14 protein-coding genes are annotated in these 13,479 nt (G+C 42.9%); 6 read left to right on the forward strand and 8 right to left on the reverse strand.

Annotated features, from left to right (window positions below):
• Positions 1–122 precede the first annotated feature (122 nt).
• The 4 genes from AB4323_RS09420 to AB4323_RS09435 form a co-directional block, all read right to left on the reverse strand.
• Positions 123–635 (reverse strand): YchJ family protein, encoded by a 513-nt coding sequence (locus tag AB4323_RS09420; RefSeq protein ID WP_017060272.1) that lies wholly within the window; start codon positions 633–635, stop codon positions 123–125.
• A gap of 136 nt (positions 636–771) precedes the next feature.
• Positions 772–1,989 (reverse strand): EAL and HDOD domain-containing protein, encoded by a 1,218-nt coding sequence (locus AB4323_RS09425; RefSeq protein WP_029235542.1) that lies wholly within the window; start codon positions 1,987–1,989, stop codon positions 772–774.
• A gap of 123 nt (positions 1,990–2,112) precedes the next feature.
• Positions 2,113–2,847, reverse strand: coding sequence for a UDP-2,3-diacylglucosamine diphosphatase (gene lpxH, locus AB4323_RS09430; RefSeq protein WP_017060274.1), 735 nt, complete (start codon positions 2,845–2,847; stop codon positions 2,113–2,115).
• A gap of 77 nt (positions 2,848–2,924) precedes the next feature.
• Entirely contained in the window at positions 2,925–3,419 is a 495-nt protein-coding gene (locus tag AB4323_RS09435) for a peptidylprolyl isomerase (protein WP_017060275.1), read from the reverse strand.
• A gap of 191 nt (positions 3,420–3,610) precedes the next feature.
• Here AB4323_RS09435 and cysS point away from each other — a divergent pair, with 191 nt between their 5' ends.
• Complete coding sequence (cysS, locus tag AB4323_RS09440; protein ID WP_017078988.1) at positions 3,611–4,996, forward strand: cysteine--tRNA ligase; 1,386 nt, start codon at positions 3,611–3,613, stop codon at positions 4,994–4,996.
• Positions 4,997–5,093: 97 nt separating this feature from the next.
• The gene (locus AB4323_RS09445; RefSeq protein ID WP_004734584.1) at positions 5,094–5,672 is read left to right on the forward strand and encodes a thymidine kinase; all 579 of its coding nucleotides are present in this window, start codon (positions 5,094–5,096) and stop codon (positions 5,670–5,672) included.
• 129 nt (positions 5,673–5,801) lie between these two features.
• Here AB4323_RS09445 and AB4323_RS09450 read toward each other — a convergent pair whose 3' ends face one another.
• The 3 genes from AB4323_RS09450 to AB4323_RS09460 all read right to left on the reverse strand — a co-directional run bounded on the left by AB4323_RS09450 (position 5,802) and on the right by AB4323_RS09460 (position 7,686).
• Positions 5,802–6,494, reverse strand: coding sequence for a YdcF family protein (locus AB4323_RS09450; RefSeq protein ID WP_108192811.1), 693 nt, complete (start codon positions 6,492–6,494; stop codon positions 5,802–5,804).
• A complete protein-coding gene (locus AB4323_RS09455) occupies positions 6,487–7,341 on the reverse strand; it encodes an NAD(P)H-binding protein (RefSeq protein WP_102557353.1) in 855 nt (284 codons plus the stop codon). The genes AB4323_RS09450 and AB4323_RS09455 overlap by 8 nt, the downstream gene beginning before the upstream one ends.
• 114 nt (positions 7,342–7,455) lie before the next feature.
• Positions 7,456–7,686 (reverse strand): TIGR02647 family protein, encoded by a 231-nt coding sequence (locus AB4323_RS09460; protein WP_004734587.1) that lies wholly within the window; start codon positions 7,684–7,686, stop codon positions 7,456–7,458.
• A gap of 257 nt (positions 7,687–7,943) precedes the next feature.
• Between AB4323_RS09460 and AB4323_RS09465 the strand changes: the two genes are divergently transcribed.
• Positions 7,944–9,251 (forward strand): hypothetical protein, encoded by a 1,308-nt coding sequence (locus AB4323_RS09465; RefSeq protein ID WP_017078991.1) that lies wholly within the window; start codon positions 7,944–7,946, stop codon positions 9,249–9,251.
• A gap of 363 nt (positions 9,252–9,614) precedes the next feature.
• Entirely contained in the window at positions 9,615–10,457 is an 843-nt protein-coding gene (gene focA / locus AB4323_RS09470) for a formate transporter FocA (protein WP_065583873.1), read from the forward strand.
• A 354-nt stretch (positions 10,458–10,811) separates the two neighbouring features.
• On the opposite strand, the gene AB4323_RS09475 is transcribed toward focA, so the two are convergent.
• Positions 10,812–11,606, reverse strand: a complete 795-nt coding sequence (locus AB4323_RS09475) for an ABC transporter permease (protein WP_102332942.1) — start codon at positions 11,604–11,606, stop codon at positions 10,812–10,814.
• 437 nt (positions 11,607–12,043) lie between these two features.
• On the opposite strand from AB4323_RS09475, the gene torE reads away from it, so the two are divergent.
• Entirely contained in the window at positions 12,044–12,226 is a 183-nt protein-coding gene (gene torE, locus AB4323_RS09480) for a trimethylamine N-oxide reductase system protein TorE (RefSeq protein WP_017060298.1), read from the forward strand.
• Between the two features lie 51 nt (positions 12,227–12,277).
• Positions 12,278–13,459, forward strand: a complete 1,182-nt coding sequence (gene torC / locus AB4323_RS09485; RefSeq protein ID WP_017060299.1) for a pentaheme c-type cytochrome TorC — start codon at positions 12,278–12,280, stop codon at positions 13,457–13,459.
• The last annotated feature ends 20 nt before the right edge of the window (positions 13,460–13,479 follow it).

The raw sequence follows: 13,479 nt of genomic DNA on the forward strand, positions 1-13,479 counted from the left end.
TTCAAGATTTCAAGATTTCTAAGCCCTACGTCACTTTTCTAACCTCTGACTTTGCGTCATTCCGAGGAGCCTAAGCGACATCAGGAATCTCTTCTCTTAATCTGACTTCTTAGTCGAACGAGTTATCCGCAGCACTTCTTGTATTTCTTACCACTGCCACAAATACACGGATCATTACGGCCGATTTTAAAGCTCTCAACGGTTTGATTTAAGCGTGGGTCAATTTCTGGTTGTGTAGTTTGTTCCTGCTCTGGGAAGGTACCATCAATGTAGTACCAAAGACCGTCTTCACGTATAAAGCGAGAGCGTTCTTGCATGCAGTATTGTGCGCCTTCTTCATTGAAGTAAGCTTTAAACTCAACAAAGCCTTCGTCTTGGTGCGAGCCTACCGCAGTATCGATGACTTCTAGTCCTGCCCAATCACTGTTGATAGATTCGGCAATACCTTCTCTTTGCGCTTCTGCGTTGCAGCTAGGGTGGTAAGTCGCAACAACATAGTCAACTAAACCCAACACGTGCGCTGAATAACGAGAGCGCATCAACTGTTCAGGCGTTTCAACAGCACTGTGGTGAAGGTGCGCTGATTCACAGCACTGTTGGTAAGTATTTTTGCTACCGCATGGGCATAAAGACATAGTCAGATCCTGTAAAAATGGCCTCTATTAAGAGGCCATAAGTGAATGCGTGGGAGTTTACCAAGAAACGATCGCTCACCAAAGTTTAGTTTCTGTTGAAGTTATTGAAATTATCAAAGTGTTAGCGCGAAGTTTACTATTTCAAGGCTGGAGACAATAGCTCTTGAGCCCAAGTCGTCGCTTCGTCATAAGCTTGACCAAGTTGAGCTTCACTCAGTTTGAGAAGCTGGCGAATACGAGTCGCTTCTTCCCAACGAGCTTGCTCATACGCAACCACCATCGCCAATACAGCACCTAACACGCCTTTACGTTGAATCAAGGCTTGTTTGATCTCGATGTCGATCGGCACTGAATCGAGTACTTGTTTCAATGGTTGGTCAAAGAGTGAGTCCAACAGAGAGAACATACCGGTCAAAAAGGCTTGTCCAGGCTCAACCTTAACATTCATCTTCTCAACCAAGAGTTCACACTGACGTGCGCGTATTACCGCTAAGCCATAAAGTGAGTCCGGCTTATCTTCTTTCGCGGATGCGATAGCCACCAGTGAAACGAACTTACGCAGTTTCTGTTCACCAAGGTAAATAAGCGCTTGGCGGAATGAACGAATCGTTGTTGGTGAACCGCCAGCGGAGTTTACGTAGGTAAGTAGCTTATACGACATGGTCACATCGAGCGTAATCAAACGCTCTACTTCACCAAAGTCGATAGGGTCGTGCGCAATCTCTTTTAACAGCTGAACGGTCGTCAGGAATGCCGGGTTGAGCGCACGCGTTTGGATCATCTCTGGCTTGCTAAAGAAATAACCTTGAAAGTAGGTGAAGCCTGCTTTTTTCGCTTCTTGGTATTCTTCGTACGTTTCTACTTTCTCAGCAAGGAACTTGATATCTAGCCCTTTGAGAGAGTTCATAAACATCGCTGCTTTGGCAATTGGCGTCAAACGGATATCGAACTTGATAATTGAAACGTAGGGTAAGAAGCGCTTCCAAGCTTTACTTGGCACAAAGTCGTCTAGCGCAATGGTATAACCCGCGTCAAAGATGGTTTTGATTGCTTCAAGTAATTCGTCTGTTGGTTCGCAGTCTTCAAGAACCTCAACAACGAGGCTTTCTTTGGGGAACAGAGTAGGGACTAAGTTGATTAGGCTTGCATATGGGAAGTTCACGAACCCAAGCTTATCACCCAACGTATTATAGTGGGTCGATAAGAAGTGATCGGAAAGCAAACGGCTAGTAGCGAGCTCCGGCTCTACTTCAGGGAAAGTGTTCTTGGGACCATCCCTGAATAGCAACTCGTAACCTATGGTTTTCTTGCCTGTGTCGAGTATTGGTTGACGCGCTACGTATGAATATTTCAACTTAGTACTGTGTTCGGTTTATTTCTGGTAGAGAGATAATAGCTAATTCACTAGAAATTACCATACACTTTCTAAGAAAGTCTGACCGACAATAATAATCAAAGTGAAAGTTTAAGCGTGATGTTAAAAGCTATTGCTAAACGCTCGATTCTGTAGTTCAAAACTTTGCGGCGTGAACACCAGCACTGAGCCTTGCGTATACCAATCGCCAAGTACGATACGGGTTTTAGTGCAATTGTTAGCATTAAATGTATGGATGTCTGGGCGGTGAGTATGGCCGTGGATCATCAGATCGACATTGTTTCGTTCCATCACATCTTCGACTTCTTGCTGTGTCACATCCATGATGTCGAGAGACTTGGTCTGCTTGTCATCTTTGATATCTGATTGAACCTTTGAAACAATTTTCTTCTTGATGAAAAATGGAATTCGGTTGAAGACCCATTGTAACCATGGCTGATGCACTTTTTCGCGAAAGGCGAGGTACTTTACATCTTCAGTACATAGAGTGTCTCCATGCAATACTACCGCTTTTTGCCCGTAGATATCGATCGTAGAAACTTCGTCGAGAAGTTGTACGCCCGTTTGCTTAGCAAATTTTTTGCCGACTAAGAAGTCGCGGTTCCCTTGAGTAAAGTAACAAGGCACGCCTGTTTTCACTAAGTCGATAAACGCTTGGCGGATAGAAGTCGCGAATTCACTCTTATCATCGTCACCAATCCAGAATTCGAAAAGGTCACCTAATACGTAAAGTGCATCCGCTTCTACGGCTTCTTTCTTCATAAAGGTTAAGAAGCAGTCTGTGATGTCTTCTCGTGACGGAGAAAGGTGCAGATCTGATATAAAATATGTTTTCATAGGTCTAAAAAAAGGGAGCGATTCGCTCCCTATATCCTGATTTTATCGGCTCATCAATACTAACCGAAAGCGATGAATTAAGCTTCGATTGTAGTACCAGTGATGATCACTTCTTCTAGAGGTACATCTTGGTGCATACCCATAGAACCAGTGCTAACACCTTTAATCTTGTTTACGATGTCCATGCCTTCAACAACTTCTGCGAATACACAGTAGCCCCAACCGTCTAGGCTTTCGCTACGGAAGTTTAGGAAAGAGTTGTCGTTAACGTTGATGAAGAACTGAGAGCTCGCTGAATGCGGTTCCATAGTACGAGCCATTGCTAGCGTACCAACTTTGTTCGCTAGACCGTTGTTTGCTTCGTTCTTGATCGTTGCACGAGTTGCCTTTTCTTTAAGGCCAGAAGTCATGCCGCCGCCTTGAATCATGAAACCATCGATAACACGGTGGAATAGTGTGTTGTCGTAGAAACCGTCACGGCAATACTGTAGAAAGTTTGCGCTTGTTTCTGGTGCTTTTTCTTCGTTAAGTTGAACTTTGATATCACCAAAATTTGTGTGAAGGATGATCATGATTGTTACCTTACTGTCTTTTTAATATGAAGTTCGAATTCTAGCGCATGTTGGCAGACTTTCAAATCACCAAATCATTAACTTAACTTGGTTGTTTGAGGTAATTACTGCTTTGGGGGATTACCTAATAACGCATGAATTGATATACTTGACCTCTTATTTTGATTAATACACAAATATAGATAGAGATCATGCTGAAAATTTATAACACACTCACAAGACAGAAAGAGGAATTCAAACCAATTACAGCTGGCAAAGTCGGCATGTATGTCTGTGGGGTAACCATATACGATCTCTGTCACATTGGTCATGGCCGCACGTTTGTTTCTTTCGATGTAGTAACTCGTTACCTTCGTTACCTTGGTTACGATTTGAACTTCGTTCGTAACATCACTGATATCGATGATAAAATCATCAAGCGCGCTAATGAAAACGGTGAGTCGTGTGATTCTCTGACTGAGCGCCTGATCGGGGAAATGCACGCGGACTTCGATGCATTGAACATGAAGCGCCCTGATGTTGAGCCTCGTGCGACTGAATTCATCACTGAAATCGTTGAGCTTGTTGAAAAGTTAATTGAGCGTGGTTTTGCTTATGTTGCAAGCAACGGCGACGTGATGTTCGAAGTTAAGAAATTTGACGAATACGGTAAGCTTTCAAAGCAAGACCTTGATCAACTTCAAGCGGGTGCTCGTGTTGATGTCGATTCTGCAAAACGTAGCCCATTAGATTTCGTGCTTTGGAAGATGTCTAAGCCAGGTGAACCTACGTGGGAATCACCATGGGGTCCAGGTCGTCCGGGTTGGCACATCGAGTGTTCAGCAATGAACTCTTCTATTCTTGGCAATCACTTCGATATCCACGGTGGCGGTTCAGATCTACAGTTCCCGCACCACGAGAACGAAATCGCACAATCTTGCTGCGCACACGGCACCCAGTATGTGAATACTTGGATGCACAGTGGCATGGTGATGGTAGACAGAGAAAAAATGTCTAAGTCACTGGGTAACTTCTTCACTATCCGTGACGTACTTCAGCATTACGATGCAGAAACAGTGCGTTACTTCCTAATGTCTGGTCACTACCGCAGCCAACTGAACTACAGCGAAGATAACCTAACCCAAGCTCGTGCATCACTTGAGCGTCTCTACACATCACTTCGTGGCCTAGACGTTACAGCAGCTCCGGCTGGTGGTGAAGAGTACGTGACTCGTTTCTCTACAGCGATGAACGATGATTTCAACACTCCAGAAGCTTATTCAGTACTGTTTGAAATGGCTCGTGAAATCAACCGCATCAAAACTGAAAGTGTCGAAAAAGCAAGCGCACTAGGTGCATTGATGCGTGAACTAGCAGACATCATCGGTATTCTTCATCAAGATCCAGAGGCTTTCTTGCAAGGTGATGCGGCAGGCAACGATGACGAAGTGGCTGAAATCGAAGCGTTGATTAAGCTACGTAACGACTCTCGTGCTTCGAAAGATTGGGCGAATGCCGACCTTGCACGTGACAAGCTAAACGAGTTGGGTATTGTTCTGGAAGATGGTCCAGAAGGTACGACTTGGCGTCGTAAGTAGATATTATAAAAAGGGCTGATTTTCAGCCCTTTTTTCTAGCAAAAATTCTTTAATTTCACCTTTTTATCTTCAACTTTTAATTAACAGGAATATTTCTGTGGCTCAGATGTATTTTTATTACTCGGCAATGAATGCGGGTAAATCAACAACGCTTCTTCAGTCTTCATTTAATTACCAAGAGCGTGGCATGACGCCAGTGATCTTTACGGCAGCATTGGATGATCGTTATGGTATCGGTAAAGTTAGCTCTCGAATTGGTTTGCAATCTGAAGCTCAACTTTTTAAAAATGACACCAATATGTTTGACGCAATCCAAAAACTCAATGAAGAAGAAAAGCGTCATTGTGTTTTGATTGATGAGTGTCAGTTCTTGTCGAAAGAGCAGGTGTACCAGTTAACAGAAGTGGTCGATAAACTGCATATCCCTGTACTTTGCTACGGTTTACGTACTGATTTTTTAGGTGAACTGTTTGAAGGTAGCCGTTACTTATTATCTTGGGCAGATAAACTGGTTGAGCTTAAAACCATTTGTCACTGTGGCCGTAAAGCTAATATGGTAATCCGTACCGACGAACACGGTGTGGCGATTGCTGAAGGTGACCAAGTGGCTATTGGCGGTAATGATCAGTATGTTTCTGCTTGCCGTCTGCACTATAAAGAAGCGTTAGGTAAATAAACCGATCTCATAGTTCAGCTTGCTAAAACGAAAAACGGTGACCAAGTGTCACCGTTTTTGTTTATTGAGCCTGTGTTTTTACTTTATTCCAAGTCACGCCTTTGTTTTATTCGAAATGAAGCTTTTGATTTATTCGAAGCCGAGCTGCTTCAATGCTTGATAGGCATGATCAACGTCATCGGGGATTGGCATCTCAATTTGAAAGCCTTTCTCTGGGTAGGATTTGATTCGCTCGTAATCAGCAATTAATGCGCCCAACACCATGTCTAACGGTAACTCTTCATTAAAGTAATCATCCCAATTTTGCCATTGCGAAGTCACGGTAATTTCTACACTCTCTTCAGGCCATTGTTTACTAAACGTGGCGTAGGTGCGTTTCTCCATAAAGGGCTTCTGTACTAAGGTCAGTCTTTTCGGTGACAGCCCACGCTCAAGAAGCAATTTGTGGGTGAATCTTACATTCTCCCCAGTATTGGTTGCGTGTTTCTCTATGATAATGTCAGAGTCTGGCACGCCAGCATCTCGTGCAATAGCCGCGAATGTTTCGGCTTCTGAACGCTCAAAGCTCCCTTCTGTAAAGCGTCCCACACCGCCAGAAAATACGATATAAGGCGCCACACCTTGGTGATAGAGCTCGGCTGCGTATTCAGCGACACGGGTATCATTACTGCACAGCACAAAGATGCAATCTGAAGGCGTAATCTTGTGACCCATAGACATGAAGTTCCAAAGGGTGTCGATCGAACGATGTAGCTTAATCCTTGAGTTATTTGTTACAGATTGCTTAGCTATGTCTTGGTTAGCTATGGATTGATTAGTCATAAAGAGCGTCCAGCGTGGATTCAAATTTAAACGAGTAACCCAAGTCGAGAATCTTTTTCGAAGAGATCAGCTTGTCTGGTGTATCGACCACGAGGGGCAGCGGCTCACTGCTGTTGGCGCTTTTCAGTGCAGCGGCATAAAATTCCGCCTTACTCACCGTGTTCGGGGTCGTAACATTAACCACTTCGTTATGCAGTTGGTTGATAGCGAAGTTGACCGCGCCAATCGCGTCGTCAAGATGAAGCATGTTGGCAGGAGCTTGAGTGCTGACCTGTTTCAATTTGCTTGCAAACCTAGAGGGGTGGCGGCTAGGGCCGATTAACCCACTGAAGCGAAGGATGGTGTAGTCGATACCGGAATCAATGATGCACTGTTCTGCTTGTAGCATGACTCGTGCATTGTCTGAAAATGAGTTGGCCTGTTCATCACTTAACGTAGAAATCGCTAATGAGGCATCTTGCTCGTATAAGATCCCTGGCTTGGTCGGGTAGACCGTAGTCGAGCTAACCATGATCAGCTTTTTGACATTGGCTTTCTGACAAGCTTTGGTTAGCTGTTGCCAGTATTCAGCATACTCTTGTCCCGCACCTTTTCTAAAGCCGGGAGGGAAGCTACCAATGACGATCTCTGCATTATTTTCGAGTAACAGTGAATAGAGTTGCCCGATAGTATGCTCAGGCTCCGATGAGTCAAAGCTGAAAACTTCACATGGGATACGTTTGTTACCAATGGTGTCTGCACCCGCTCGGGTCGTTTTTGTGACCACCACTTGGTTACCGTGTTTTTCTAGATGCTTAGATAAAGGTGCACCGACCCAGCCTGCACCAACAATAAATATAGAAGCCATGTGTTCCTCACAACTGCAGATGACGAATTTACATTAAGCCTAACAAACCTTTGGCCAAAAATGAAAAAACTCCACGGCCGAAGCGAGTGGAGTTTTTACTAGAACAATGGAGCTTTAGTTTAGTACGCGAAGTAGTTTGTCTGCGCGCTCTGCCATCTGTATACCTTCATCTGTTAGGTAACCGCCGTCTGGCTGAGTACAAAGGTTCTTTTCGAATAGGCGCTTAACAGCGTCTTGAGTTTCTTGAGCTGCCTCTTGATGAACTTTAATTCCAGTAGCGGCACTACTTACATCAAATTGAAGAAGGAGGTTTAAATCAGCAATGTTTTCAGCGTTGTACTTCATAATTAACCTATATATTCATAACGTTCTCTACCTTCACCTTAGTGCGCATTCACGGCTCAGGCAATAGCAAATAAAGAGAATTGATAAGTGATACCAAATTGATTGATTAATCATCGAGTGATGGGTTTATTTTAGTTATATTGGGTGATTTGCACCCACTTAAATCATCAGTGATGTTTATTGCTAAGTGGTTGTAATATATTGTGACTAGAAATAATTTGCATTGAGCGAATATTGTATAAAAAGGATATGCATAAGTGAGAGCGAACAAAGTAGCATTAATGATCAGTATGCTATTTGCTATCGCAGGGTGTCAGAGTACACCTTCAGAGCAGACAGACGCGAACCAAACCACAAACAACAATAACGAATCTACAATCGAGGTCCGTTCATTTCAGTCTGTCCAAAGCGTCTACTCCGAATGGGAGGCTAAGCTTGAAGACCACGCTCAGTTGTCTCTCTATGCTCCAGAGAATTACAATGAACTCTTAGACGCTTGGGATGACGCTGAAAGCATTTATGCGGATTTACTGAAAGACGAAACTCGGCTCACCAAGAGTTATTCAATTTTTTCGAGCCTGACTTACGCTGAAGCTTTTGATGAAAAAATTGCGTTGATCAAATCAAATTATGACTCGATATTAGTGCTAAAGAAGAAGGCTGACCGAGTACTAGCGGATTCGATTGTACAAATGGATTACCTCAAGTTCCTTGGCGCAGATACCATGTTTACCTCTAGCTACAAACGCTTGTATTCAGAATACAGCGAGTTGTTTGAGTATGTGCTAGTCGATGAGCTTGAAGACGCTCAAGAAGCACAGGTGGAGTTTCTTAATAATGCTCGCTTATTAGAAGTTAAAGTGGCACATAAGAAATACATCGAACCATTGAAGGACGAGTTAGAGTTCTTGGAAGATGAAGATTTTGATGACGTTGCTCCACTGACGTTTGCTAAAGCAGCATCTCAAATTGCTTTGGCAGAAAGCCAAGTAAAAGCCAGTCCCCGTGAAAAGTCGATCATTGAAGATGCGGTGCACGCTGCGGAGTTTGAGTTGAACCACGTGCGCAGTGTCGCTCATGAAGTAAAAGTGCTCGCGAGTGTAAAAGGCGACAAGTTCGAACAATCGGTTTTGAATGCAGAGAATCAGTTGCTGAGCATTTCACAAGTGGTTAATGATGAAGATTACCGAGATGTTGGGTTGCGTCAGCAATCTCAGAAGATTATAGCGAGTGTGAAAGCGTTAAAAAGCTTAGATATGACAGCGTCATTAAAGTCAGAAATTGAAACTTTGACTGAACAACTCGCTAAGCTAGAGAGTGATAATCAGAAGCAGGCGCAACAATTGTCTGAGGCGACTAAGCATAGCAATCTTCTAGATGAGCAGATTACCAAGAGTGATGCGCATATTAAGAGTTTAGAAGAGCTAGTGGACAGCTTGAGAAACCTAGGTGGTAAAGTTGCCAATGAAAGTGATTCTGATGTAATCCCTTTGAGTCCAGAGTCGAATCTAGAGGGCTCTGCTTTAGAACAATCATCAGAAGAAGTGATTGAACCTTCGGTTTAGCATCACTAATTTCTGTATTTGTGATTCAGTTAAAAGCGCCTAAGGGCGCTTTTTTACGTTCTGTTGATCTATATCAAAATCTAGAGGCAACAGCGATCTGTGAGTCATTATAGTGTACGTTATTCCTTTGCTTTCTTTCGTAACTTATTGATATTTATAGATGTATTATTTTCTATGCTGATAACTAATCATTCAGCATAGTTTTCTTTTTACTACTAAAGTCGTATGAATTTTGAATAACTTGGGCTATTTCCTTTCCACAAGGTTGTGGGAGGTATTTTGAGTCCCAAATAGCTCTTGAATTCAGAAATGAAAGAGAGGATTATCGCGCTCCCGACAACATGTTTCAAAATGTAAATCATCATGAATCTAAACCAATTTGACTCATTATTACCGCCACAAATGGCTGAGCGCGCTGCAGATATTGGCGTAGGTAAAGCAACCAAAGATCCAACCAAATCTTTTCTCCTAGCGATTTCAGCTGGCATACATATCGGTATTGCGTTTGTGTTCTACACAATTGTAACCACTGGCGCTGGTGATTTACCTTGGGGTATTACTCGCGTCCTAGGTGGCCTTGCATTTAGCTTGGGCCTAATCCTCGTTGTGGTTACTGGCGGTGAACTATTTACCAGTTCGGTGCTCACTCTTGTTGCTCGTGCAAGTGGCAAGATTAGCTGGGGAACCCTAGTAAAGAACTGGGCGACCGTTTATATCGGTAACCTTATTGGTGCTTTATTGCTAGTGGCATGCATGCTTCTGACTAAACAGTACATGTTCGACCATGGGCAAGTGGGTTTGAATGCCATGGCCATCTCTCAGCACAAAATGCACCATGGTTTTATCCAAGCTATCGCGCTTGGCATCATGTGTAACGTATTGGTTTGTATCGCGGTATGGATGACGTTTAGTGGACGAACACTGACTGACAAAATTGCAGTACTGATTTTACCTGTCGCGATGTTTGTATCATCGGGCTTTGAGCACTGTATTGCGAATATGTTCCAAGTTCCTTTAGCTATCGGTATCAAAACATTTGCTCCAACTGAATTCTGGACAATGACAGGGGCTAATCCAGCAGACTATGTTGACCTAAACATGATGGACTTTCTGATGAACAACTTGCTGCCCGTTACTATCGGTAACATCATCGGCGGCGGTATCTTTGTTGGCATGTGGTATTGGTTGATTTATTTACGCGATTAATAAAGATGGCGGATCAACAAAGCTTGTGTGACTAGCTCAGTGACAAGATTAGTTAAAGCTCAGAGTGGAAACATTGAACTGACTTATGACATTTACAAGACGGCCTGCATTGCAGGCCGTTTTTTATTTGTGGAAAACTTACTCGTTGAATTCTTAAATTATCATTTGAACGCTTAACAACGCAGTTCTGCACGTGTGTATATGTCTTTGAAATCACCGAAGGATCAATGGCAATGATCTTTGCGCGAGCCGAAATGGACAAAAAAGGATCTATATTGATTTGGTTATCCACAATTTCTGTGGATAACCTGTATCAAATTCAGTGAGTAACCAGATCTAAGATGAGTCGGGAGGTTATTTTGAAGGCTGTATTTGAGCGAGAACTCGCCCTTCTTTGGTCAGAGAAGTCTTTAACGATAGGTGAAGTGCAAGCGCTAAGGAGCAGCTCATCATCACGAAAATAGCCAACATGATCATCAGTTGATACTTAATCGCGATCATTGGTGAAGCACCCCCTAAGATTTGTCCTGTCATCATTCCTGGTAGCGTTACCAAGCCTGTGGTTGCCATTGAGGCCATAATAGGAGACATCGCTTTCTGTATAGCATTACGCACAAAAGGCGCTGCAGCATAGGAAGGAGAGGCACCTAAAGCGATAGCCGCTTCGTACTCTGATTTCTGCGTTTCAAAAGCACCGAACAAGTTCTGCAATGCCACGATGTTACTGCTTAAGCTATTACCTAACAGCATCCCTGCAATAGGGATTAAGTACTGTGCGTTAAAAACCGGTGTTGGTTTAATGATGAATAAGCAGATAAACAAGACAATGGGTACACAGGTTACCGCTAGGCTCACAGCGACTGGGACTAACAAGAGGTTTCGGGGTAACTTGGACTTTTCAACAATCGAGCTTGCCCCAACGATAATCATCGTAAATAACCACAGTAAATTGACCCACAAGCTATTCAAAGTGAACAGGTATTCTAGGTAGAGGCCAACCAGAAATAGCTGAACAGTCATGCGAATGATGCTGATAGAAGCCTCTTTGCCAAGGCCAAGTTTTAGCTTGTAGTTGATTACAATTGGCAGCAAGAGAAGTGAACTGAAAAACAATAATTGCCACCAAGATATATCAATAACGTCTTGCATAATGCTTCCTTTTAATAAGGCTTCTATCATATATGAAAGTGCCAAATGATGCATTTCAACTGCAAAGTCATCGATTCGAAAAACGATCAATAATTTAACAATCAAACCACAAAATATTGGTTTTTTGAGGCATTTTTGGCTACTACTTAGTAGGTAAAACGTTAAAGTTGGTTACAATACGGTTGCGCAGGTGTTGGAATTTAACATTTGTGAAATATACTTAATTCTTCACATTTGTTAATACTTTTTAATAACTTTGTTTAACTAAAAACAACTTTGGATGAGCTCAAAAAAGTATTGATTAGCAAGGGTTATAACGGGAGATTTGATTGAACCCTACTTTGAGTATGGTCTAAAATTTGTCGTTAGATACTTAAGAACTTTAGCCCCATAGAATGGGTTACTCGAAATTACTAAATACAAAATAGGCAAAATGTATGAGTGATGTTAATAAAATTGAAACTAGCGAAAAACATTCGCTGGAGTGGAAGTCTTTCCTCTTCATCGCGGTGGTTCTCTTCCCAATATTAAGTGTGGCTTTTGTAGGCGGTTACGGCTTCCTAGTTTGGGCACTGCAAGTGTTTGTATTCGGACCTCCAGGTGCTCACGGCGGCATGTAATGCCCTCTAAGTAACAACATTTTTTAAAATCAATATTTAAGAGAGCTAAACATGAAATCATTTTTAGTTAAATTATGGCGCACAATGACTCGCCCAGCAGTACACATCAGTCTTGGTGTACTAACTATGGGTGGCTTTATCGCCGGTGTTATTTTCTGGGGCGGTTTTAACACAGCTCTAGAGCACACAAATACAGAAGAATTCTGTGTAAGCTGTCACACCATGCGTGACAACGTATACGTAGAACTACAAGAAACGGTTCACTGGAAAAACACTTCTGGTGTACGTGCTACTTGTCCTGACTGTCACGTTCCACATGAATGGACAGCAAAAATCGCTCGTAAGATGCAAGCTTCTAAAGAAGTATTCGCTCAAGTATTTGGTGACCTAGATACGCCTGAGAAATTCGAAGCTCGTCGTATCGAACTGGCTAAACACGAATGGGATCGCTTCTCTTCGAACAAATCTCTAGAGTGTAAAAACTGCCACAACTACGATTCAATGGATTTCGAAAACATGCGCCCAACAGCGCGTATCCAGATGAAGAACGCGGCAGAGCGTGATCAAAGCTGTGTTGACTGTCACAAAGGTATTGCTCACAACCTTCCATTAGATATGGCATCAGCGAGCGGTATTGTTGGCGAGCTAGAAAACGTAGCAAGCAGCACATCTTACGCAAATGGTTCAGACGTGATCTCTATTCGTCACCTACCAATGTACACAGATGAAACAGCTGAAGTTGAAGCGGGTCTATTAAGCCCTGCAAGTAAAGTTGCGGTTATCGACGAAAAAGGCGACATGATCAAGATTCAAATCGACGGTTGGCGTAAAGCGAAAGGCTTCGGACGTGTAATCCAAGAAGACTTCGGTATGAACATCTCAACTGCAATCTTGACGAAAGAAGTATCTCAAAGTGACGTTATCACTGTTGGTGAGAAGAAAGAAGATGAGCTTACTGGCCTTCCTTGGGAAGAAGTTAACCTAGCACTTTGGATGAAGAAAGAGTCTATGGTTGATAACTTCGATCCAATCTGGAACGCAGCGGGTCAAGCGTACCAATCTAACTGTTCAACGTGTCACTCACAGCCAGATGAAGCTCACTTCAGCGCTAACGGTTGGGTAGGCATGCTAGATGGTATGATTGCATTCGTTAACTTCGATACAGATACAGAAGCACTGGTTCTTAAGTATCTACAGAAGCACTCATCAGATTTTTCTGAAGGCCATCACTAATAAGACGTCAATTGGAGTAA

This window comes from Vibrio sp. 10N.261.52.C11 (genome assembly GCF_041471405.1).
Classification (GTDB): Bacteria; Pseudomonadota; Gammaproteobacteria; order Enterobacterales; family Vibrionaceae; genus Vibrio; species Vibrio crassostreae_C.